The sequence below is a fragment of the Cocleimonas sp. KMM 6892 genome, from assembly GCF_035798195.1.
In the GTDB taxonomy this organism is placed as follows: domain Bacteria; phylum Pseudomonadota; class Gammaproteobacteria; order Thiotrichales; family Thiotrichaceae; genus Cocleimonas; species Cocleimonas flava.
Map to the genome: position 1 here is coordinate 254,016 of NZ_JAPFBV010000003.1, position 22,255 is coordinate 276,270.

At 39.3% G+C, this 22,255-nt stretch carries 21 protein-coding genes; 14 read left to right on the plus strand and 7 right to left on the minus strand.

Annotated elements, in window-relative coordinates:
* Positions 1-13: 13 nt before the first annotated feature.
* The 7 genes from pcaF to OO007_RS10240 all read right to left on the minus strand — a co-directional run bounded on the left by pcaF (position 14) and on the right by OO007_RS10240 (position 7,042).
* Entirely contained in the window at positions 14-1,216 is a 1,203-nt protein-coding gene (gene pcaF, locus OO007_RS10210; protein ID WP_325808716.1) for a 3-oxoadipyl-CoA thiolase, read from the minus strand.
* A 10-nt stretch (positions 1,217-1,226) separates the two neighbouring features.
* Entirely contained in the window at positions 1,227-1,661 is a 435-nt protein-coding gene (locus OO007_RS10215; RefSeq protein WP_325808717.1) for a MaoC family dehydratase, read from the minus strand.
* Positions 1,658-2,458, minus strand: a complete 801-nt coding sequence (locus tag OO007_RS10220; RefSeq protein WP_325808718.1) for an enoyl-CoA hydratase/isomerase family protein — start codon at positions 2,456-2,458, stop codon at positions 1,658-1,660. The genes OO007_RS10215 and OO007_RS10220 overlap by 4 nt, the downstream gene beginning before the upstream one ends.
* The gene (locus tag OO007_RS10225) at positions 2,455-3,957 is read right to left on the minus strand and encodes a 3-hydroxyacyl-CoA dehydrogenase (RefSeq protein ID WP_325808719.1); all 1,503 of its coding nucleotides are present in this window, start codon (positions 3,955-3,957) and stop codon (positions 2,455-2,457) included. Before OO007_RS10225 ends, OO007_RS10220 begins: the two co-directional genes overlap by 4 nt.
* 4 nt (positions 3,958-3,961) lie before the next feature.
* On the minus strand, positions 3,962-4,759 hold the full coding sequence (locus tag OO007_RS10230) for an enoyl-CoA hydratase-related protein (RefSeq protein ID WP_325808720.1): 798 nt from the start codon (positions 4,757-4,759) through the stop codon (positions 3,962-3,964).
* On the minus strand, positions 4,759-6,033 hold the full coding sequence (gene boxA, locus OO007_RS10235) for a benzoyl-CoA 2,3-epoxidase subunit BoxA (protein ID WP_325808721.1): 1,275 nt from the start codon (positions 6,031-6,033) through the stop codon (positions 4,759-4,761). The genes OO007_RS10230 and boxA overlap by 1 nt, the downstream gene beginning before the upstream one ends.
* Positions 6,034-6,133: 100 nt before the next feature.
* Entirely contained in the window at positions 6,134-7,042 is a 909-nt protein-coding gene (locus OO007_RS10240) for a helix-turn-helix transcriptional regulator (RefSeq protein ID WP_325808722.1), read from the minus strand.
* A 147-nt stretch (positions 7,043-7,189) separates the two neighbouring features.
* Between OO007_RS10240 and OO007_RS10245 the strand changes: the two genes are divergently transcribed.
* The 14 genes from OO007_RS10245 (at position 7,190) to OO007_RS10310 (ending at position 21,973) form a co-directional block, all read left to right on the plus strand.
* The gene (locus OO007_RS10245; protein ID WP_325808723.1) at positions 7,190-7,654 is read left to right on the plus strand and encodes a 4-hydroxylaminobenzoate lyase; all 465 of its coding nucleotides are present in this window, start codon (positions 7,190-7,192) and stop codon (positions 7,652-7,654) included.
* Positions 7,655-7,665: 11 nt separating this feature from the next.
* Positions 7,666-9,207 carry a 3,4-dehydroadipyl-CoA semialdehyde dehydrogenase gene (locus tag OO007_RS10250; RefSeq protein ID WP_325808724.1) on the plus strand — a complete coding sequence of 514 codons (1,542 nt, stop codon included), beginning with the start codon at positions 7,666-7,668 and terminating at the stop codon, positions 9,205-9,207.
* 96 nt (positions 9,208-9,303) lie between these two features.
* The gene (locus OO007_RS10255; protein ID WP_325808725.1) at positions 9,304-10,890 is read left to right on the plus strand and encodes a benzoate-CoA ligase family protein; all 1,587 of its coding nucleotides are present in this window, start codon (positions 9,304-9,306) and stop codon (positions 10,888-10,890) included.
* Entirely contained in the window at positions 10,887-11,690 is an 804-nt protein-coding gene (locus tag OO007_RS10260; protein ID WP_325808726.1) for an alpha/beta fold hydrolase, read from the plus strand. Before OO007_RS10255 ends, OO007_RS10260 begins: the two co-directional genes overlap by 4 nt.
* Positions 11,691-11,703: 13 nt before the next feature.
* The gene (locus tag OO007_RS10265) at positions 11,704-12,867 is read left to right on the plus strand and encodes an ABC transporter substrate-binding protein (protein ID WP_325808727.1); all 1,164 of its coding nucleotides are present in this window, start codon (positions 11,704-11,706) and stop codon (positions 12,865-12,867) included.
* A 62-nt stretch (positions 12,868-12,929) separates the two neighbouring features.
* A complete protein-coding gene (locus OO007_RS10270; protein ID WP_325808728.1) occupies positions 12,930-13,811 on the plus strand; it encodes a branched-chain amino acid ABC transporter permease in 882 nt (293 codons plus the stop codon).
* A 2-nt stretch (positions 13,812-13,813) separates the two neighbouring features.
* Complete coding sequence (locus tag OO007_RS10275; RefSeq protein WP_325808729.1) at positions 13,814-14,803, plus strand: branched-chain amino acid ABC transporter permease; 990 nt, start codon at positions 13,814-13,816, stop codon at positions 14,801-14,803.
* A 12-nt stretch (positions 14,804-14,815) separates the two neighbouring features.
* Positions 14,816-15,577 (plus strand): ABC transporter ATP-binding protein, encoded by a 762-nt coding sequence (locus OO007_RS10280; protein WP_325808730.1) that lies wholly within the window; start codon positions 14,816-14,818, stop codon positions 15,575-15,577.
* Positions 15,570-16,307, plus strand: coding sequence for an ABC transporter ATP-binding protein (locus OO007_RS10285; RefSeq protein ID WP_325808731.1), 738 nt, complete (start codon positions 15,570-15,572; stop codon positions 16,305-16,307). The genes OO007_RS10280 and OO007_RS10285 overlap by 8 nt, the downstream gene beginning before the upstream one ends.
* 357 nt (positions 16,308-16,664) lie before the next feature.
* Positions 16,665-17,576 carry a nucleotidyltransferase domain-containing protein gene (locus OO007_RS10290; protein WP_325808732.1) on the plus strand — a complete coding sequence of 304 codons (912 nt, stop codon included), beginning with the start codon at positions 16,665-16,667 and terminating at the stop codon, positions 17,574-17,576.
* A 10-nt stretch (positions 17,577-17,586) separates the two neighbouring features.
* Positions 17,587-18,510, plus strand: coding sequence for a patatin-like phospholipase family protein (locus tag OO007_RS10295; RefSeq protein ID WP_325808733.1), 924 nt, complete (start codon positions 17,587-17,589; stop codon positions 18,508-18,510).
* A gap of 613 nt (positions 18,511-19,123) precedes the next feature.
* On the plus strand, positions 19,124-19,798 hold the full coding sequence (locus OO007_RS10300; RefSeq protein ID WP_325808734.1) for a nuclease-related domain-containing protein: 675 nt from the start codon (positions 19,124-19,126) through the stop codon (positions 19,796-19,798).
* 154 nt (positions 19,799-19,952) lie between these two features.
* Positions 19,953-20,573: an SGNH/GDSL hydrolase family protein gene (locus tag OO007_RS10305; protein WP_325808735.1), complete on the plus strand. Its 621-nt coding sequence runs from the start codon at positions 19,953-19,955 to the stop codon at positions 20,571-20,573.
* A 101-nt stretch (positions 20,574-20,674) separates the two neighbouring features.
* Entirely contained in the window at positions 20,675-21,973 is a 1,299-nt protein-coding gene (locus OO007_RS10310; RefSeq protein ID WP_325808736.1) for a DASH family cryptochrome, read from the plus strand.
* The last annotated feature ends 282 nt before the right edge of the window (positions 21,974-22,255 follow it).

Consider the following 22,255-nt stretch of genomic DNA (forward strand, 5'->3'; position numbering starts at 1 on the left):
GGGGATTTTTTAGCTAGACACGCTCAATAATCATAGCGATTCCTTGCCCAACTCCGATACACATAGTACATAAAGCATAACGACCTTCACTAGCATGTAATTGATTCATAGCTGTAGTAACTAAACGTGCACCACTAGCACCTAGTGGATGACCTAAAGCAATGGCACCACCATTGGGATTGACCCTTGGATCATCATCCTCAAGACCAAGATCGCGTATTACTGCAAGTCCTTGTGCGGCGAATGCTTCATTTAATTCAATTACATCCATTTGTTCTAAACCCAAACCTGTTAAAGCGAGAACTTTACGGCAAGCAGGCGCAGGGCCAAACCCCATAATACGAGGCGCGACACCAGCTGTAGCCATTCCTAAAATACGAGCTTTGGGAGTTAAACCATTTTCTTTTGCAGCTTCCTCTGTTGCCAATAATAGCGCACATGCACCATCATTCACTCCCGAAGCATTACCCGCTGTTATTGTTCCACCAGGACGAACAATGCTGCGTAACCCTGACAAGACTTCCAATGAAGTGACACGAGGGTGTTCATCTTTACTAAATATCAAGGGTTCTTTTTTTCGTTGTTCAATAGTTACAGGAGTAATCTCGGCATCAAAAAAACCGTTTGCTTGTGCTTTAGCCGTATTTTCCTGTGAGCGAAGCGCCATCCTATCCTGTGCTTCACGTTCAATATTAAAATCTTCTGCCACATTTTCGGCAGTTTCTGGCATTGAATCCACACCAAATTGATTCTTCATTAGTGCATTTACGAAGCGCCAACCAATAGTAGTATCATAAACTGTATTGTTACGACTAAATGGTGCATCTGCTTTAGGCATAACAAAAGGCGCGCGACTCATACTCTCAACACCACCCGCAATCATCATTTGCGCATCACCACTTTTAATTGCACGTGCTGCGGTGCCAAGTGCATCCATGCCAGAACCACATAAACGATTTATAGTTCCTCCAGGTAAGTCTATGGGTAAGCCTGCTAACAGAGCGGACATCCTGGCTACATTACGGTTATCTTCTCCGGCCTGGTTGGCACAACCTAACAATACATCAGTGACTTTTAACCAATCAACGTTAGGATTTCTTTTCATTAGGGCTTTGAGGGGAATCGCACCTAAATCATCAGCTCGAACAGTTGACAAAGAGCCACCATAACGACCAAAAGGTGTGCGTATTGCATCGCAGATATAAGCGTCAATCATAAATAATTCCTTAAGTTAAATCGAAAAAGCTTGTTGCTTCAAGATCAAGTACTTCTTCACCCTGAGCATTTAATAACTGCCACTGCCAACGTAAAATACCAATATTGGGACGACTACGAGACTGCCTAGAGTTTAATATTGTGACTTTTGCGGATAGTATATCGCCAGCGAAAACAGGCTTAGGCCATTTGACATAAGCCAACCCCGGAGAACCAATACTTCCAGAGTCTTTCAAAAATTCATCAAATACTAAGCGCATTGCGATAGCACAAGTTTGCCAACCGCTACTAATTAAAGCTCCGTAAGGACTTGTTTTTGCTTTTTCTAAATCAGTGTGAAACCACTGGGGATCATAGTGATTAGCAAACTCAAGTATTTCATTTTCTTCTATAAGATATGCACCAAAGGTATGAACTTGACCTATGCTATATTCTGAGAACTTCATCGTTTACTAAACTCTGCAGTGCGTCTTTCTTTTGCAGCAGCCATTCCTTCATGAGCATCCGCATGCTCAAAACCTAATATCTCTAAGGCTAAAGAATGTTCGAATGCTGGCCATGCAGCTCGCAACCAATGGTTTAAGCTGCGCTTGGTGAAGGTAATCGCGTTTGGACTAGATTGAGCTAATGTATGCGCCACTTCTCGTGATTTTTCCAATAATTCATCATCAGGAACAACCAAACTAACCAAACCAATACGCTCCGCTTCAGTACCATTTATGGCAGAACACATTAATAAGTGATACTTGGCTTTTGCCATACCACACAATAAAGGCCAGATAATGGCAGCATGATCACCTGCAGCTACACCAATTTTAGTATGACCATCGATAATTTTTGCTCGCTCACCTGCAATTGAGACGTCCGCCAATAAAGCAACAGCTGCTCCTGCTCCAACAGCAGCTCCATTGATGGCGGATACTATTGGCAGATCGCATTCAATCATACCTTGAACCAAAGCTCGTCCTTCTTGCATAACTCGTAATCTAGCGGAGCCATCGTTCAACATGGACTCAACAAGTTCAGGAGTTCCACCCGCACAAAAACCTTTACCTAGACTACGCACCAAAATACAACGTACTTCTTTTTCTGCAGCCAAAGCCCCCCAAACTACTCCTAATACCTCATGCCCTTTTGCATCAGTCATTGGCATTTGGTTTTCAGGTCCAAAAATTAATTCAGCGACTCCGTTATCAAGAATCTCTGCATGCATATTCTCTGTAAAATCGATTCTTTTGATCATAATTCACACCATTGTTTTTGCTTTAACCAAGGGCTTACGCGGTAACGCTCACCAGCATAAAAATCATCCAAATTAGTTAGGAGCTGCGCAACCCCACTAGCTGACCAAACAGACAACCATTCAAAAGGTCCAGCTGGATAGTTCACTCCAAGCTTCATAGCATCATCAGCCCCTTTTTCAGTACAAACACCTTGATAAACAGCATCTGCTCCTTCATTAATAAGCATCGCAATGGTGCGAGCAACCACTAACCCAGGAACATCAGCAATAACTTGTGGAGAAAAACCTAATACTTGCAACCAACTTGGTGCTGCTTTTACCCATGACTCTGAAGCTCGCTTAGAGCAGGCATAAGCCATTATTTGATTGTCTTCAAAACGCACTGGCAAATCAAAAACAGCAACATCTTCACCAAGCTCTGTCGCAGTAAGACCATCACATAGACGAAGAGATGCACCATCCACAGACAAACCTTGCCAACTACTATCTGCAATGAATTCGTATTTATATTCATGTTTAGTTAGAGCTGACTTCAAATAATCAGAAACTACTCCTTTACCATGTACTTTCAATGATTCTGCAATAGGCAATTGCACTAATGGGGGGATCTCTTCTAATGATTCATTAATTGCATTCTCTTGATAGTCATAAAAACCATGCTTCGATTTTCTACCCAGCAAGCCTCCATCAACCAAGTCACGTTGAACCAATGAAGGCATAAAACGCTTATCGTAAAAATTAGCCTCATAGATGCTTTTAGTCACTGCAAAGTTAGTATCATGACCTATTAAATCGGTTAATTCACATGGCCCCATTCTAAAACCAGCCGCTCGTATACAAGCATCTAGTACTGCTGGTGTACTGGCTTGTTCTTGCAGAAGTGCAAGTGTCTCGGCGTAGAAAGGACGAGCTATGCGATTAACGATAAAACCAGGAGTAGAACGAGCGAAAACCGGAACTTTTCCCCATTGACTAGATATATCAAAAACCTGCTGCGCGACATCTTTAGAAGTTTGTAGACCCGAAACCACTTCTACAAGTTTCATTAATGGCACTGGGTTAAAGAAATGCATACCCACTAAACGCTCTGGTTTTTTCAAGCCATTCGCAATTGCTGTAATCGAGATAGAAGATGTGTTGCTTGCTAGAATACATTGCTCTGAAACAACACTCTCCAATTCAGAGAACAGTTTTTGCTTTATGGCAATATTTTCAACAATAGCTTCTACTACCAAGCCCACAGAAGCAGATTCTTGAATGCTATCTGCAATGCTAATGTTAGCAAGACTCTGCTCCGCAGACTTTGCCGTTATTTTCCCTTTTCCGACTAATTTATCAAAGGTAGCACTTAGTTTTTCAATAGCATTGGCCGCAGCTCCTTCAACAACATCATATAACAACACCTGATGCCCTGCCTGAGCAGCAATTTGCACAATACCTGCGCCCATAATTCCTGCACCAACAACCAGCACCCCTATTTCTTTTGATGTTTGACTCATATTTTTATTCCTCTGGAATCCACTTAGCAGGGCGCTTTAATAAGAAGGCATTAAAACCCTCTTTGGCTTCATCTGTTCCTCTAACGCGACTAATTGTTTTAGCGGTCAACTCCACAACCTCGTCATTAATCGGACCTACTGACAATTGTCCAAATAATTTTTTTATCTCTCGTTGCGAATTCGGGCTACCAGAAAGCAACTCTTTTAGTGTTTTATCAACAGTTTCATCGAGATAATCGAGGGTATCAGTTTGCTGTATCAAACCGATACGTAAAGCCTCTTCAGCTCTAATTTGAGTCGTAGTCAAAGCAAGACGTTTCGCCTGACGTTTTCCTACTGCATTAATAACATGAGGAGCAATAACCGAAGGTAAAATACCAAATTTTGCCTCGCTGACGGCAAAACGGGAATCATCTGTGGCAATTGCGATATCACAAGCACAGGCTAAACCTACACCTCCACCTAGAGCCGCACCTTGTATTCTAGCTACGGTAGGTTTTGAGCATCTTTCAATATTTACTAAAACATTGGCAAAAATACGCGCATCAGAGAGATTCCACTCCTCGGTGGCTTCGCTAGCACGTCGCATCCATTGTAAGTCAGCTCCTGCACTGAAATGTTTACCAGCTCCTGACAAAACTATTACTCGTACTGAGTCGTCATTTTCTGCTTCGGTAAATGCTTCACCCAGCTCTTTGATCATTACATCATCAAAAGCATTAAAAACATCTGGGCGAGACATAGTAATTTGCGCAACTCCAGCCAATCTATTTGATAATACTAAGGTTTTCCAATTTCTCATTAATAAGTCTCCAAATGTAAACGACCTTTTTGTTTCATGTTTAAACCGACATCTTCCCAGTTCAATCCAGCTTGTTTGGCTATATCACTCAAAGCGAGCAACACCCCTTCTTCCATACTTCTCAACCCGCAAATATAGAAATAGGTATCAGGGTTATCTAAAAGTATTCCTAGATCGAATGCTCTTTCACGCATACGATCTTGCACGTATTCCTTGGTTTGATTTTTTTCACGGGAGAAAGCAAATTCGATGTCAATAAAATCTTTAGGAAGATTCTGCAATGGGCCGAAATATGGTAATTCAGCGCGGCTTCTAGCACCGAAGAACAGCATTAATTTACCACCCTCAAACTTACCTGAAGCACGAAGACGTCTTCGCCACTCCGTCATTGCTCGCATTGGAGCACTTCCAGTACCCGTACAAATCATTACGATATTGGAACGCGGATGATTAGGCATAAGAAAGCTAGAACCGAAGGGGCCGATTACTTTGATTTCATCACCCGCTTTGAGGTCACACATATAATTAGAACAAACACCACGAACGGGATTACCTTGTTGATCTTCAAGTACACGCTTTATAGTTAAAGAAATATTGTTATAACCTGCACGTTCACCATTACGAGGACTAGCTATAGAGTACTGCCTAGCATGATGGGGATTGCCCTTGCTATCAGTTCCTGGCGGTAGAATACCAATTGATTGCCCTTCGAGAACCGGGAAAGTATTAGAACCAAAATCCAATACAATATGGTGAGTATCATATTCTTTCCCCACTTCTGTCACACGTACATTACCTACGACAGTTGCTTTAATAAAAGACTCTTGAGATTTGAGAGAATATAGATTGGTGTAAGCATGAGCCGCAGACCAAGGAGGCAAGATAGAACCATATTGAGCATGATTCACTTTACCTTCTGCATCATTAGACGAAAGAGCAGAAGGATCTATTTTACCTAAAGGCTCTTCCAGAAAAACTTCTCCCCCAGCAGCTTCTGCTAATTCTTCGGAGCTCAATTCACTAGGCAATTCATCCCATTCCAGCTGTTCATCTACACTGTATGCCTGATTACTAACAACAATTCGCCAGTTGTCTATAGAACCCGTCGGACATGGATTAATACAATCCATACACAAATCACATTTACTTGCATCAACGACATAATTATCTTCATGAGAAATTGCATCAACAGGACAAATTGCTTCACAAGTATTACAACGAATGCATATTTCAGGATCGATTAAATGCTGCTTAATGGTTGTAGCTGTGGACATAGTAAACCCTCTAACAAAACTTAGGGTGCACTATAGTTCATTTTTTAAATTATGGTCAAGCACTAAAATTCATTTCATTATTATTTAAATGAAATTTAGTTCATATATTTTGGATTTTATCTTTTAATAATTTGAATGTTTCTTCCAAAGACTGAGAACTTGTATCAATGGTAATTTGTGACTTAGAGTAAAAGTCTTTTCTGGATGCCAAGATTTGCTTTAAGTCTTCCATGGCTTGCTTTTGATTTCCTGCCATAGGGCGCATATCACCTTGCTCAATGACTCGGTTCATGTGGTCCTCTGGCTTGGCTTGTAGCCATACCGTAGTACAATGAGTAAGTAAAAAATTATATGTATCTGGCTCAGACACCAACCCCCCTGGAGTACCTATAACGGCTTCAGGATGTATCTGAACTACTTCTTCAAGCGCTCTCCTTTCATAACGTCGGTAAGCATTTAATCCATATAAATTTTGAATTTCTGACACTTCACAGCCAGCTAGTTTTTCAATTTCACTACTTAAGTCTATGAAAGGAAAGTCCAACTCATCCGCTAACATTTTCCCGAGAGTTGATTTACCCGCACCACGCAACCCAATTAGTGCAATACAAAGCGTATTTTTACTGCTGTTATTATTAGAATTCAGCATTTTACCAATACTAGTCCTAATGTTCTTTAAACTTGCTTCATCTTGATTTTTCAATAAAGACCTTATTAACAGCCATTCAGGTGAGCTTGTAGTTATATCCCCAGTTAGCTCAGCTAACGATGAATTTAAGGCATTAGCAATTTGTGACAGGACTAGAATAGATGCATTTCCCTCCCCTGTTTCAAGGTTAGCTAAATGACGTTCGGAAACACCCGCCCTGGCAGAGAGGGCTTTACGTGTTACCCCCCTCCTTGATCTTAATGACCGAATGCGTTGCCCTAATGAAACCAGAAATAGATTCTTTTCTGTTTTTTTCACACCGACCTCAGACATGTTTTTTAGCTTTGTAGCCTTAGACATAGAGAATACCTCATCTTTAAATACTCCAAACAAGCAATATAATGCTTGACAGATTATGGACTAGACAGCATCATCAGTCAAAAGATGCACAATAATTCATCTTTTGACTATTCCCAAACTAACAACTTTGATGAGGAGTCCCAAAGAATGTCAGTCGCAGACTTTCAACAACAGATTGCCAGTCTAACTAAACAGATTCAAGGTAGGCCCATAGATACCGACCTCGAGACCTGGCTAAATCTAGAGCATGGCACAGATAGTCATACATACCAACAACTAAAAAACCAGTGTAAGCAAGGCGTAACTGATGGCTGGCTTTGTCAATATGAAGGTGCTGGTATTCGTTACGGTCGCGTCTTTGAACCTAGTGATGATATAGCAGGATTTTCTGTTGACGTGGTAGATATGAAAGATATTGCTGGTCCTCATCATACTCACCCAAATGGAGAAGTTAATTTAATTATGCCTTTGGAAGGAAATGCTTTATTCGATAATCACTCTGCCGGATGGAAAGTTCATCCTCCAGCTAGTAGCCATAAACCAACTGTAACAAACGGCCGCGCATTAGTTCTTTATCTTTTGCCTGACGGAAAAATTGAATTCACTCGATGAGCACTAAAACTATGTCTAAATTACTCCCAAACTTTCTTAATGGTCAATGGCAAACAGGTTCAGGTAAAGGAACATCACTTTACGATCCTGTATTAGGAACCGAACTAGTACGTATTGATGCTACCGGACATGATCTTGGAGAAGCCTTTCAATTTGCTCGTGAAAGTGGTGGCAAACAACTAAAAGCTCTTACTTACCGCGAACGCGGACAATTACTTAAAGATATCCTTACAGTCCTTAAAGAAAATAAAAACGAATACTACGAAATTTCTACTGCCAATAGCGGTACTGTAAAAAATGACTCTGCAGTGGATATCGAAGGCGGATTATTTACTTTAGGATATTACGCAAAAATGGGGGATACGCTTGGTGATAAAAGCTATCTTTTAGACGGTGAAGCCCTTGATCTTAGCAGAAGCTCAGAATTTCAATCGCAACATATTTTCACTTCGAGACCGGGACTTGCTCTGTTTATTAATGCATTTAATTTCCCATGTTGGGGTTTGTGGGAAAAAGCTGCACCTGCTTTATTATCCGGCGTCCCAGTAATTGTTAAACCCGCTTCTTCAACTGCTTGGTTAACACAACGAATGGTGAAAGACGTGATCGATTCAGGTATTTTGCCCGTCGGTTCATTATCTGTTATTTGTGGTAGTTCAGCTGGATTAATGGATCAATTAGAAGCCTTTGATGTTGTTTCTTTTACGGGCTCTGCAAAAACAGCATCAATAATACGCTCTCATCCTGCTATTACCGAACAATCTGTTCGTGCAAACATTGAAGCTGACAGCTTAAACTCTGCACTTTTGCTTCCAGAAGAGACTGTCAAAAGCTCTGCTTTTGAATTGATGGTCAAAGAAGTTTGCCGTGAAATGACAGTTAAATCAGGACAAAAATGTACTGCTATTAGACGAATTTTCGTCCCTGAGGAGATGTACGATTCAACCGCTACGGCAATCAGTGCACGTTTAGCTAGAACCATAGTAGGTAACCCTCGTGACGAGTCTGTACGAATGGGCGCTATTGTTAATAGTACGCAATATGATGATGTTGTTAGTGGCATAGAGACCCTAAAAAAGTGCACCGATGTTTTATATGATGGCTCTGATTGTGAATTAATATCAGTAGAAACAAATCATTGCTGTTTAGCACCTACATTACTGGGTACTAAAACTCCAGATACAAATACTCTTATTCACGATGTTGAAGTTTTTGGTCCAGTGGCGACTTTAATACCCTATCGTGACATTGATCATGCTATGGAATTAATAAAGCGTGGCAAAGGATCATTAGTAACTTCACTTTATGGTGACACTAATGAAACTTTAACCGCATTATCTATTGAACTGGCAAGTTATCACGGTCGTGTACATGTTATTTCAACTGATATAGCTGCCGAACAAACAGGACACGGTAATGTTATGCCTCAATCAATACATGGTGGCCCCGGACGAGCAGGCGGCGGACAAGAACTAGGTAGTGAACGAGCCTTACATTTTTACCATCAATGTAGCGCTATACAGGCCAGTCATTCTGTACTTGAACACTTATAGTGCGCGTAACTAACCTTTAAACAAATAGACTTAGATAAGTCATATCAATTACATAAAAAATAATAATAAAAACAAATTACTTAAGGAGAAAGCTTCATGTCTCAAGAATCGGTTCCAGAAATAGGACCTGAGTTTAATTTTGCTCAATATATTATAGATCGCAATACAGGGCACCCAAATAAAACTGCCTATATTGATGATTCAGGAAAATTAAGCTATGGAGAATTAGAAGAACGCATTAGGCGCGTTGCAGCAGGTCTTCAGGAAATTGGCGTACATCGGGAAGAACGTGTACTTCTACTGATGCAAGATTGTAATGATTGGCCTGTTTGTTTTCTAGGAGCAATGTATGCGGGTATAGTTCCTGTTGCTGTAAATACATTGCTAACAGCTGATGATTACAGTCATATGTTAACCGACAGCAGGGCGCAAACCGTTCTAGTTTCTGGAAGTATACTGCCTACACTACTAACTGCAATCGAGGAAAGTAATGCTGATGTTAAAAACATTATTGTTTCTCACCCTGATAACACTTTAAAAGAATCAAACCTTTCATTAGAAGCCTTAATCGACAGATCTGTTCCTCTAAGACACGCGACAAAAACTTCACCTGATGATTTCGGTTTTTGGTTATATTCATCGGGCTCTACCGGCAAACCAAAAGGAACTGTTCACACCCATGGTAATCCATACTGGACTGCTGAGCTTTACGGTAAACGAACACTAGAAATCAATTCTGATGATGTTTGCTTTTCAGCAGCAAAAATGTTCTTCGCTTATGGGTTGGGTAATGCTCTAAGCTTCCCTTTAAGCGTCGGTGCTACAGTTGTACTATTATCAGGTAGACCAACTCCTCAAGCCGTATTCGAGCGTTGGATAAACCATAAAGTAACTGTCTTTTTTGGTGCCCCTACTGGTTTTGCCGGTATGTTAGCCTCTCCTGACCTCCCTATTCCAGAACAAGTTTCACTAAGGCTTGCTTCATCTGCAGGTGAAGCTTTGCCTGCAGAACTTGGCAATCAATTTACTGAACAATATGGCGTGGAGATTATCGACGGAATTGGTTCAACTGAAATGCTGCATGTATTCTTATCAAATATTCCCGGTAAAGTACGTTACGGGACTACAGGATGGCCTGTAGAAGGATATGACGTTAAATTACTCGATGAAGACAAACAACCAGTTGCAGATGGTGAGACGGGTGATTTGTACATTTGTGGACCAAGCGCCGCAATAATGTATTGGCGTAATCGCGAAAAAACTAACGAAACCTTTCAAGGAGAATGGATTAAAAGTGGTGATAAATATATAAAAAATAATGATGGCACTTACACATATTCTGGTCGTAGTGATGACATGCTCAAGGTCAGTGGGATTTATGTATCTCCATTTGAAGTAGAAGCAACATTAGCTTTACATCAAGCCATATTAGAGTCTGCCGTTATAGGTAAAGAAGATGTTGATGGCTTAATTAAAACTAAAGCTTTTATCGTATTAAAGGAAGGTCAAACTACAGATGAAGCTGAAATAAAAGCATTTGTAAAGTCTCATTTAGCCCCATATAAATACCCTCGTTTTATTGAGTTTGTTGATGATCTACCTAAAACTGCAACAGGTAAAATACAAAGATTTAGATTACGTGATACTGAGAATTTAACTACTGAGAATTTAACTCAAAAATGAGCAGTCACCCTCAGTTCATTTCACTGTCTACTAACAGTCTGGAAACCACAATAGAGTATCAATGGCTGAATCCTGAATTATCTGACACCCCTCTTGTAATTTTTTTACACGAAGGTCTGGGTTCACTTTCTATGTGGAAAAAATTTCCTCAACAATTATGTGACGCAATCCAGTGCAGAGGATTAGTGTATTCACGTCCTGCCTATGGTCAATCTACGCCACGGCGTTCTAATGAAAAGTGGGATATTAATTTCATGCACCAACATGCGTATGAGGTATTACCATATTTTCTCTCAGAGTTGTCCATTGATACGAGAAAAAATCCACCTTGGTTGTTTGGGCATAGCGATGGTGCATCAATTGCACTTTTATATGCATCAAAATATCCTGACCTATTAGCTGGAGCAATTGTTTTAGCTCCGCATATTTTGGTTGAAAACATAACAATCAGCAACATTAAACAAGCACGTTCTGCTTATAAAAACACAAACTTACATGAAAAATTAGCCAAATATCATAATGATGTGGATTCTGCATTTTGGGGGTGGAACGATATCTGGCTAAACCCTGATTTTATAAAATGGAATATCGAAACTGAAATTACAAAGATTACTTGTCCACTCTTGGCTGTTCAGGGCTTTGATGATGAGTATGGAACAATGGAGCAGATTCAAGGCATAAAACGTCGGCTACCGCAAACAGAACTACTTGAGTTATCCAATTGTGGACACTCACCTCATAGAGACCAACCAGAAGCGTTAATCATAGCGACTAATCACTTTATCCATAACTATTCCTAGGAGGAAAACATATATGAACATATTTAAAAAAGCCATAATCGCAACAGCGATATTTTCATCCCCCATTGCAATTGCCGCGGAAGATCCAATTAAAGTTGGTTTAATGTTACCTTCGACAGGAACTTATGCAAAATTAGGAAATGCAATCACTAACGGTTTCAAACTTTATATAACTGAGAACGAAGGGAAGTTGAGTAATAGACCTATTGAAATTATTGAACTTGATGACGCATCTGACCCATCAAAAGCTACAGACAATATGAAGAAATTAATAAACAGCGATAAAGTTGATGTAGTTGTTGGAACGGTCCATTCAGGTGTCGCAATGGCAATGGCAAAAGTAGCAAAAGAAACCGGCACCATGTTAATTGTCCCTAACGCTGGTGCTGCAGCTATTACCGGTCCAATGTGCGCACCAAACATCTACCGTAGCTCATTTACTATGTGGCAGCCCGGTTATGCCATGGGTAAGGCTGTAGCTAAAGATGGTCATAAAAAAGTTGTAACTATTACTTGGAAATACGGAGCAGGAAAAGAGTCTGTGAATGGCTTCAAAGAGTCATTTGAAAAAGCAGGTGGAAAGGTGGTAAAAGAACTTGAGGTTCCTTTTCCAAGTGTAGAATTTCAGGCCTTACTAACCGAAATTGCAGCAACAAAACCCGATGCTGTTTTCACTTTTTTTGCTGGTGGAGGTGCGGTTAAATTCGTTAAAGATTATGCAGCAGCAGGTCTAAAAGACAGCATTCCATTATATGGCTCAGGATTCCTAACAGACGGCACGTTAAAAGCTCAAGGTGGAGATGGTGAGGGCCTCGTAACTACCCTACATTATGCTGACGGTCTTGATACAGATACTAATATATCTTTTCGTAAAGGCTATACAGCAACTTTTGATGGCTTAGAGCCGGATGTATATGCTGTACAAGGGTATGACGCGGCACAAATTTTAGCCATAGGTTTAGACGCTGTAAAAGGTGATATATCTAAAACGAATGAAATGTCTGTAGCCTTAGAGGCAGCCACAATCGTTAGTCCGCGTGGAGAATTCAAACTATCTAAATCACATAATCCAGTACAAGACATCTATTTGAGAAAAGCCGTTGGAAATGAAAATTTAGTGATAGGCATGGCTAGTAAAGCACTTGCCGATCCTGCACGTGGTTGTCGTCGTAAATAATACTTTATCAAAATAGTTGTGTCATCCGCCACATTTTTTGTGGCGGACCTAGGAGGCTTCATATGGATTCATCCATTTTTTTAATTCAATGCTTAAACGCATTACAGTATGGCCTGCTGCTCTTTCTTGTTGCCATGGGACTAACCTTGATTTTTGGAATCATGGGAGTTATCAATCTAGCACATGGCAGTTTTTATATGATTGGAGCCTACATGGCTTATGCACTTGCTCCTATAGTTGATAGTGCAGTAGGTGGTGGTTTTTTTATAACCTTAGTAGTTGGTTTTATCTTAGCTATATTTCTTGGTTACTTTTTAGAATGGGCCTTTTTTAGTTTTCTATATGATCGGGAACACTTACAACAAGTCCTTATGACCTATGGCTTGATTCTAGTATTCGAAGAGCTTCGTAGCATTCTCGTTGGTAACGATGTTTATGGCGTCCAAGTACCAGAAATTCTCTCAGGCACTATTCCACTCGGTGATGTAATGACATATCCAGTTTATCGATTGTTTGTTTCTGCAGTTTGTCTAATTCTAGCCCTAGGAATGTATCTAGTTTTCACAAAAACAAGATTAGGTATGATGATACGTGCTGGTAGCACCAACCGCGAAATGGTGCAGTCGCTTGGTATTGATATTAAATTACTCTACCGTATAGTTTTTGCAGCAGGTGTTGCGATGGCAGTGATTGCAGGCATGGTAGCCGCACCTATTTCTTCAGTTTATCCTGGCATGGGCAACCAAGTCCTAATCATTTGTTTTGTGGTAGTTGTTATTGGTGGAATTGGTTCAATTAAAGGAGCTTTTTTAGCAGCTATATTAATTGGAATCGTAGATACCTTTGGCAAGGTCCTTCTTCCTGAAGCCGCTGGCGTATTGGTCTATGTACTAATGGCGGTTATTTTATTGTGGAAGCCAAGTGGCTTATTTAAGGTGGGGTAACCATGAAAAATTCATCTAAATACTTTTTTGTTGGTGCCTTCTTTACCGTACTCGCACTGTATCCTTTTTTTTCCAGTACTTACGGCTTAGATTTAGTTTCTAAAATCATGATCTATGCCATCCTTGCTTTAAGCTTAGAATTATTAGTAGGTAGCACAGGGTTAATCTGTTTTGGTCAAGCTGCATTCTTTGGGATTGGCGCATACTCAGTAGTTATACTCTCTTCTGAATCGGAGGCTACTTCACTATTCTGGACAATGCCAATAGCTATCGGCTTAGCTGCCTTATATGCCCTTTTTGTAGGAGCCTTATCTTTACGCACAAAAGGTGTCTATTTTATTATGGTAACTCTGGCTTTTGCCCAGATGGCTTATTACGTAGTGCATGATACAGATGTAGGAGGAGGTACTGATGGTGCCTATCTCTACTTTAGACCTGAAATTTCAGGCTTAGATCTAAATGAATCTTTAGATTTATATGGCTTGATACTGGTTAGTCTCATTTTAATATTTATTTTATTGGCATTTATCCTTCGTTCACGTTTTGGTCGTGCTCTAGCGGGAATTCATGCTAACGAACAAAGAATGCGCGCCACAGGATTTTCAACATACCCATACAAACTCGCGGCCTTCGTTATTTCTGGAGGTATTGCAGGCTTATCCGGTTTCTTATTTGCAGTAAAAGATGGTTTTGTAAATCCTGAAATGTTGAGCTGGCATTTATCTGGCTCGGTATTAGTAATGATAATACTTGGAGGATTAGGACATCTAAGAGGAGCACTAATTGGGGCATTTGCTTTTACCTTATTAGAAGAGTTCTTTAAATCTGATGCTATTTTTCAAGAATTTTCAAAACACTGGCATCTAGGACTAGGTTTAACAATTATTTTAAGTGTAGCGTTACTCCCTAATGGCCTAGTAGGAATCCCAAAGCAACTTCGGGATCGAATGTTAGGTACGCAAACAAGTCGTAATGACGATGACGCTAATTAGGAGGCATAACCAATGAAAAACAATGAAATACTATTGGATGCTCAAGGCATAACCAAAGAATGGGGTGGACTGGTAGCTCTTGATAATGTCTCAATTCAATTAGAACGTGGTGCTGTTCATACACTGATTGGTACTAACGGTGCAGGTAAATCAACACTGATTAATATTCTCTCTGGAGAACTTCCTCCTTCTCGTGGGAAAATTAATATGCTGGGGAATGATATTACTAAATGGACACAACCCAAACGTGCACGTGGGGGTTTAGGTCGTAGTTATCAACGCAACACTATATATCCACAATTTACCGTATTAGAAAACTGCCGTTTAGCAGCACAAGCTAAACACCAACACCCATTGGCTTGTTGGTGTAATGCACAACGTTGCAAAGCAAGTTTATCCGATGCTCATGAGGCAGCAAGTTTAGCAGGTTTAGATGACAGTTTAGATCGTATCGCGAGCATGTTGTCTCACGGCCAAAAGCGCCAACTTGAAATTGCCATGTGCTTAGCAACCAAACCAGAAATACTGTTACTCGACGAACCATTAGCAGGAATGGGGGCTGAAGAAACCGACCGTATGTTAGCGCTGTTAACAGAACTAAAAGAGTCCCACGCAATACTTCTAGTAGAGCACGATATGGATGCGGTATTTAGAATTGCGGATATAATAACTGTGATGGTCAATGGTCAAGTTATCGCAACTGATACACCAAATGCTATCCGCACTAACATTGATGTTCAAACCGCCTACTTAGGAGATAGACAAGATGTCTAATGCGAGAACAAAAACAGCAGAAAAAGACGTTATCTTAGATGCTGAAGGCATCCATGCCTGGTACGATTCCAGCCATATCCTAAGAGGTATCGATCTCACATTTAATCGTGGTGAAACCATAGGTTTACTCGGTCGTAATGGAATGGGTAAAAGTACCCTCATCCGTACCCTAATCGGTCATGTAAAAAAACGCGAAGGTCATATTGTGATATTTGGTCAAGATATGTCAAAGAGCAAACCACATGAAGTAGCTCAACGACGTGTCGCGTATGTTCCTGAAGGCAGAGGCATTTTTACCAATCTAAGTGTCTACGAAAACCTTGTTATGGCTTCTCGTCGTGGTCGAGATGGTCGTAACGAATGGTCTTACGAACGTGTTTTAGAAACCTTTCCTCGTTTACAGGAACGACTTAAAAACCTAGGTGGAGAACTTTCAGGTGGCGAACAACAGATGTTATCCATTGGACGAGCTTTGATGACACATCCAGAATTGATAATTTTAGATGAAGCAACAGAAGGTCTCGCACCTTTAATTGTGGAAGAAATTTGGAAAGTTATAAAAGAAATAAAATCAAGCGGTATCGCAACTTTAATAGTCGACAGAGACTATCGTAAAGTTTTGAAACACAGCGACCAAGCTATTGTTATGCAAAAGGGTCTAGTAGTTCTTTCTGGTGATGCAAATGACATAAAAAACAGTGATTCTTTAGCTGAATATCTGGGTGTTTAAGTTCTAAATATATGAAACATTATCCACAAATCGAGCGAGCGCATTTACCTTTATTCGTTATGAGTTATTTCTCTTCTTCTTTGATAAGAACTCGCTGAGAGAAAATCTCAATATATGCGTCTTAAAAGAGAGAAAATCTCAATATATTCGTCCTAAAATCTCAACTTACGTGTCTTAATGTTTTCTAAATTATTGATATCTAAGTTTCAAAATCTCACTTTATGTGTCGCCTCACGTTTATATAGATAAAAATAGTAAGTTAAGAAAACCTGATAGACATTCAGGTTTTTTTAACCATCAATACTTAGCACGCTAATGATTAGCTAGAATGAGAAAAGTAAATAATAGAGATTAGAAATGAGTATATCTGAGCATCAATTAGAAACATGGTCACATCAAGGCCCTATACAAAGCTCAGCCTCAACATATCAAAGTATTAAAGGATGCATTGAACATGGGAACTGGAAAGATGATGTTTCCTATGACATTTATTTACAAGGGTCTTATAGAAATTCAACTAATATTTACGGAAACAGTGATGTGGATATTATTATGCAATTCAATAGCATATATACGCCTTCAACTGAAAACTTAAACCCTTTACAAAAAAGTTATTATCAAAGAGATAAAATAGCTGCAACTTATACTTTGAAAAGCTTCAAAACTGCAATTATTGAAAGATTAAAAATTTGTTACGGAAACGATGCAGTCGAAGTTAATAATAAAGCGATTTTAGTTAAAGGTAATGGATCAAGACTGGATGCAGATGTCGTAGTTTGTAATCCATACAGAAAATATACATCATATAACGAGGATGGAACCTCTAATTATATTCAAGGAATCACATTTAGAACTGAATTAACAAATGAGAAAATTATTAATTATCCAAAGAATCATTTTGATAATGGGGTAACAAAAAACGAGTACCCTCAAACATATGGGAATTACAAAAAAATAGTAAGAATACTAAAAAATCTAAAAGCTAGGATGGTAGATAATGGAGCAATTAACTCCGATCTAGCACCATCATATTTTTTGGAGTGTTTAATCTATAATGCTCAAAACAATCATTTTAGAAAGAATACATACATACCTATTATCACAGATATTATTAATCAACTTGCAAGGGACGTTAATTCTGGAGAAATTAATAACTACTTAGTTCAAAACGAACAATGCAAACTTTTTGGTGATGGAAACCAGCAATGGAACACTGGAGATGCAACAGTATTTGTCGCTCGCTTGATACAACTCTGGAACAATCATTAGTTAAATATATATGGATAAACATACTTTCAATATTTTGGTTCTAGATGGAGGAGGATCAAAAGGTGTTTATACTTTAGGTGTTCTACAAGAACTAGAATTAAAATTAGGCGGACGATTACACGAGCATTTCGACTTGATTTACGGCACAAGTACAGGAGCTATAATTGGTTCATTAATAGCACTTGGAAGGGATATTAAAACAATACAAAGTCTATACTTGGATATAATTCCAGAAATAATGAGCCCAAAGTCAAAATCAAAAAAGAGTGAAAATTTGAAAACCCAAGCCGATAAAGTATTTGGGGAAAGTACAAAATTTGATTCATTTAAAACCAATATTGGAATTGTTTCATTAAATTACGATACGCAAGAGCCGCTAATTTTTAAATCAGACATAGCCCAGAGCCACGGAATGAAACACTCATTTGAAGCTGGGTTTGGTTGTACTATATCTGATGCTGTCCAATCATCTTGTTCAGCATATCCTGTTTTTGATAAGAAAATAATTGAAACGACAAATAAAGGTATTTTGACAGTTATAGATGGTGGATTCATAGCTAATAATGCAACTTTATTTGCTCTCATTGATGCGCATAAGTCTCTCAAAATAGAAGAAAGAGAAATAAGGATATTGAATATTGGTGTAGGTCAATATATTGAAAAGCCTATGGGATGGAAATCCAAATTTTTAAAAAAGCTTAACTTAGTACAATTTATTGAGAGAGTCATAACTGCTAGCACTAACACTAATGTATTACTTTCTAAGCTATTATTCTCTGAATTAAAATCTCTTAGAATAAGTGATACTTATTCTGAGCCTGAGTACGGTACTAATATGATTGAGACTAATAATAAAAAATTAAAAAAATTAATCCAACTTGGTCGCACATCTTTTGCTAAATACGAAAAAGATATTGATTCTTTATTCGGATGACACTGCGCGGTATTTTCATTTGTTTTAATCCACGCTGATTTTTATTACATCAAAGGGGTCAGACTTGATTGATCTTATTTTTGTTGATTGTTTTAAGTCACCCCCCTACTTTCAGTCACTTTTTCATTTATCCCTCTCCATTAGTTAAATCTTGCGCTGTTGTTAAATCCCATTCAGATATGCCGAGCCACGCAGAAAATTGTCGATTAAGGTTTTCGCTGTTTGAGCAAAGCGAGTTCGAAAACCGCGACAATTTTTGAGTAGTGAGGGAACCGCTTGCGGCATATCTGTTGGGCGGCATTTTTTCGGATACATTTTTGTTGCTGTAGACAAAAAGGTATCTCGTTGCCCTTCTCCTCAATCCGAGGAAATGAAACAGCCACGAGGCAGCGAAAACCTCTCCGCTCTAATAGTAAATAGCATCCCAAGTGCGAACACTGTATGTCGACGATTCCTTTCAGAATCTACGACAGACTTTTCTGGCTCTTGGTGAGCCTAGAAAAGCCACCCCCCTACTTTTAGGCACTTTTTTAAATAACCAATTATCAGAAAAAACGCCTTAAAGTAGGGGGGTGTCATAAAATATTAGGCAAACAACCACAACCATAATCAAATGCCTGATATCACTTCACAATTAAACTCTGGCATCATTAACGCCTTTATGAATCTCTGGTATCTGATACCGCTATTCTTTGTCATAGCTTTCTTTAAGTCGCGCTACTTCAAAGGAAAAATGGGTGAAGCTTTTGTCAATTCAGCAATCAATCGTAAGTTAGATAAAACGCAATACCATTTAATCAAAGATGCGACATTGCCAACCCCGGATGGAACAACGCAAGTTGATCACATCATCGTGTCTAAATTTGGCATTTTCGTGATTGAAACCAAAAACATGAAAGGTTGGATTTTCGGTGGCAAGAATCAGAAGACATGGACTCAAAGTATTTATAAAAATAAAAATAAATTCCAAAACCCTCTTCATCAAAACTACAAACATATAAAGACATTAGAAAATCTACTCGATTTAAGTAATGATAAATTTCATTCAATAGTTGTATTCATAGGTGATTCCACATTTAAAACAAAAATGCCCGAGAATGTATTGAGTGGAGGATATACAGATTATATTAAATCGAAGGATACGATTTTATTTACAGATAACGAAGTTGAGAAAGTCATCGAACAAATAGAATCTGATCGTTATGAAAGAGGTTATAAGACGAATAGAGAACATGTGAAACACTTGAAACAAAGCCATTCTAAAGTCAGAAAAGAACCTAGTTTTTAATGAATTTAAGTCACCCCCCTACTTTTAGGCACTTTTTTAATCCCTTTCCCTTCCCCCAAAGAAAGAAAACAAACAAACACAAAACAACTAAATCCGTCTAAAATCTAATTAAAAAAGCCTCCCCCTTCTTTCTAAGACATTTGAGGAAACAACAATGATCAGAATACTCTGTTTTGGCGATTCTAATACCTGGGGATATGATCCCGAAACGTCTCAACGGTTTGATAACAAAACCCGCTGGACACAAGTGATGTTAAGCGAACTAGGTGCAGATTATGAAATCGTTGAAGAGGGAATGAATGGTCGCACGACCGTTTGGGATGATCCCGTTGATGGATTAATGAGTGGTCTTTCTTATTTAAAGCCGTGCCTGCTTTCACAAAAGCCTCTGAATATAGTGCTGCTGATGTTGGGAACCAATGATCTTAAAGATCGTTTTTGTGTTTCAGCAGCGGAAATTGCAAAATCAGCGGGGCGCTTGGTACAGATGATTCAGGCAAGTGATGCTGGAGTAGAGGGTAAAGCACCTGAGGTAATCTTGATGGCTCCACCGCCGACAGAAAAAGGCATAGATGGACTGGGGTTACGGCAAAACGGTTATGAAAAGTCGCGTGCTTTCGCAGCCTGTTATTCACAAATAGCAGATGAACTAGGCTGTGAGTTTTTCGATGTTGGCAGTGTTATTGAATCGAGCCCAGTCGATGGCGTTCACTTTAGTGCGCAGTCACACCGTTTATTAGGTCGGGAGATGGCAAAACTATTATTAAAGCGTTAGTTAACTCATCTCTTTTCTATTGAAAAAACAGCTCCTACTTTGAAGTACATTAGCGCTTCATACCTAAAGAATCACACAAACCCTATCCGACTATTGTACTTATGAAAAATAACGTTAAAGGTCTTTTCTGGTTTAGAAATGATCTTAGATTAGAAGATAACCCTGCACTTAACTCTCTTGTTGATGTGTGCGATCAGCTTGTGTTTGTCTATATTTTTGACCCTAATTTACTGGAGAAAAATCACTTTGATCAATCACGACTCGGTTCGCCACGTTGGCAGTTTATTTATGAAAGTTTGCTCGATTTAAATAACCAGTTAGAAAGCCACCAGCAAACACTCATTATCAAAGTGGGAAAACCTACTGAGGTACTATCAACTCTCATCAATCAACATGACATTACAGAATTTGGGGTAACGCCTTTAACGGGGTTTTATGAAAAACGCGATATTCAATCATTAGATGAGGCTTTCAAAGGTCGGCTGAATTGGCATCGTGATGAATCGTTCACCCTGTTTAATCAGGCTGAATTACCTTTTATTTTAGATGAAATGCCCGATGGTTTTACCCCCTTTCGCAAACATATTGAGAAAGCGATTAAGGTAGAGAAAATCATAGATAAAACGGTTTCTAAACCGAATATCTTTCCGGCTGCGATCAATGCAATTGCATCAGATAGTTTACCAACTATAGATGACTTCATTCATCCTATTCCATCCATGAAACACCACGGTGGCGAACAAGCGGCCAGACAGCAATTAGCTTACTACTGCCATCAAACTCAACACCTCAGTCATTACAAAGAAACGCGAAACGGGCTAGATGGCTGGGACTTTTCCAGTAAATTGTCAGCGTATCTCGCACAGGGGTGTTTATCACCCAGACAAGTAATGCAAACGGTTGTTGAGTATGAAAATCAATTTGGTGCTAATCAATCGACTTACTGGTTATATTTTGAATTGCTTTGGCGTGAGTTTTATCAATGGCATCAAGTAAAATACGGCGCTGATCTTTATTTAGAAAGAGGCATTCAAGATATTGACCCCCAACTTAAGTTTGATCAAAAAGCCTTTGACCAATGGAAAGATGGTTCTACTGACAATGATTTCGTCAATGCTTTTATGCTTCAGCTCAAACATACTGGCTGGATGTCGAATCGCGGACGTCAAATCGTTGCTAGTTATTTTATCAATCAACTCGGACTAGATTGGCGTTATGGTGCCGCATGGTTTGAGCAACAATTAATAGATTATGATCCCGCTAATAACTGGGGCAATTGGCAATATCTGGCAGGCGTAGGGGTTGATCCTAGAGGACGACGTGCATTTAATATCGACAAACAAAGAAAGACTTACGACCCTGATAGAGATTTTATTAATCACTATTTGAATGAGTTTTGATCTAACTCGTGTTTGGGTCTATCTCGTATTTTGGTCTATATTTGGTCTATATAAAGAGCTTACGATTTCTTTCACTCATACTTGAATCTGGCACTGGTTAAACCCCATTTAGATATGCCGAGCCACGTAGAAAATTATCGATTAAGGTTTTCGTTGTTTGCGCCAAGCGAATTCGAAAACCTTCTCAGATCTAATAGTTAATATCATCCCAAGTTCGAACACTGTACGTCGACGTTTCCTTTCGGAAACTACGACGGACTTTAGCGAACTTACCGTTTAGTT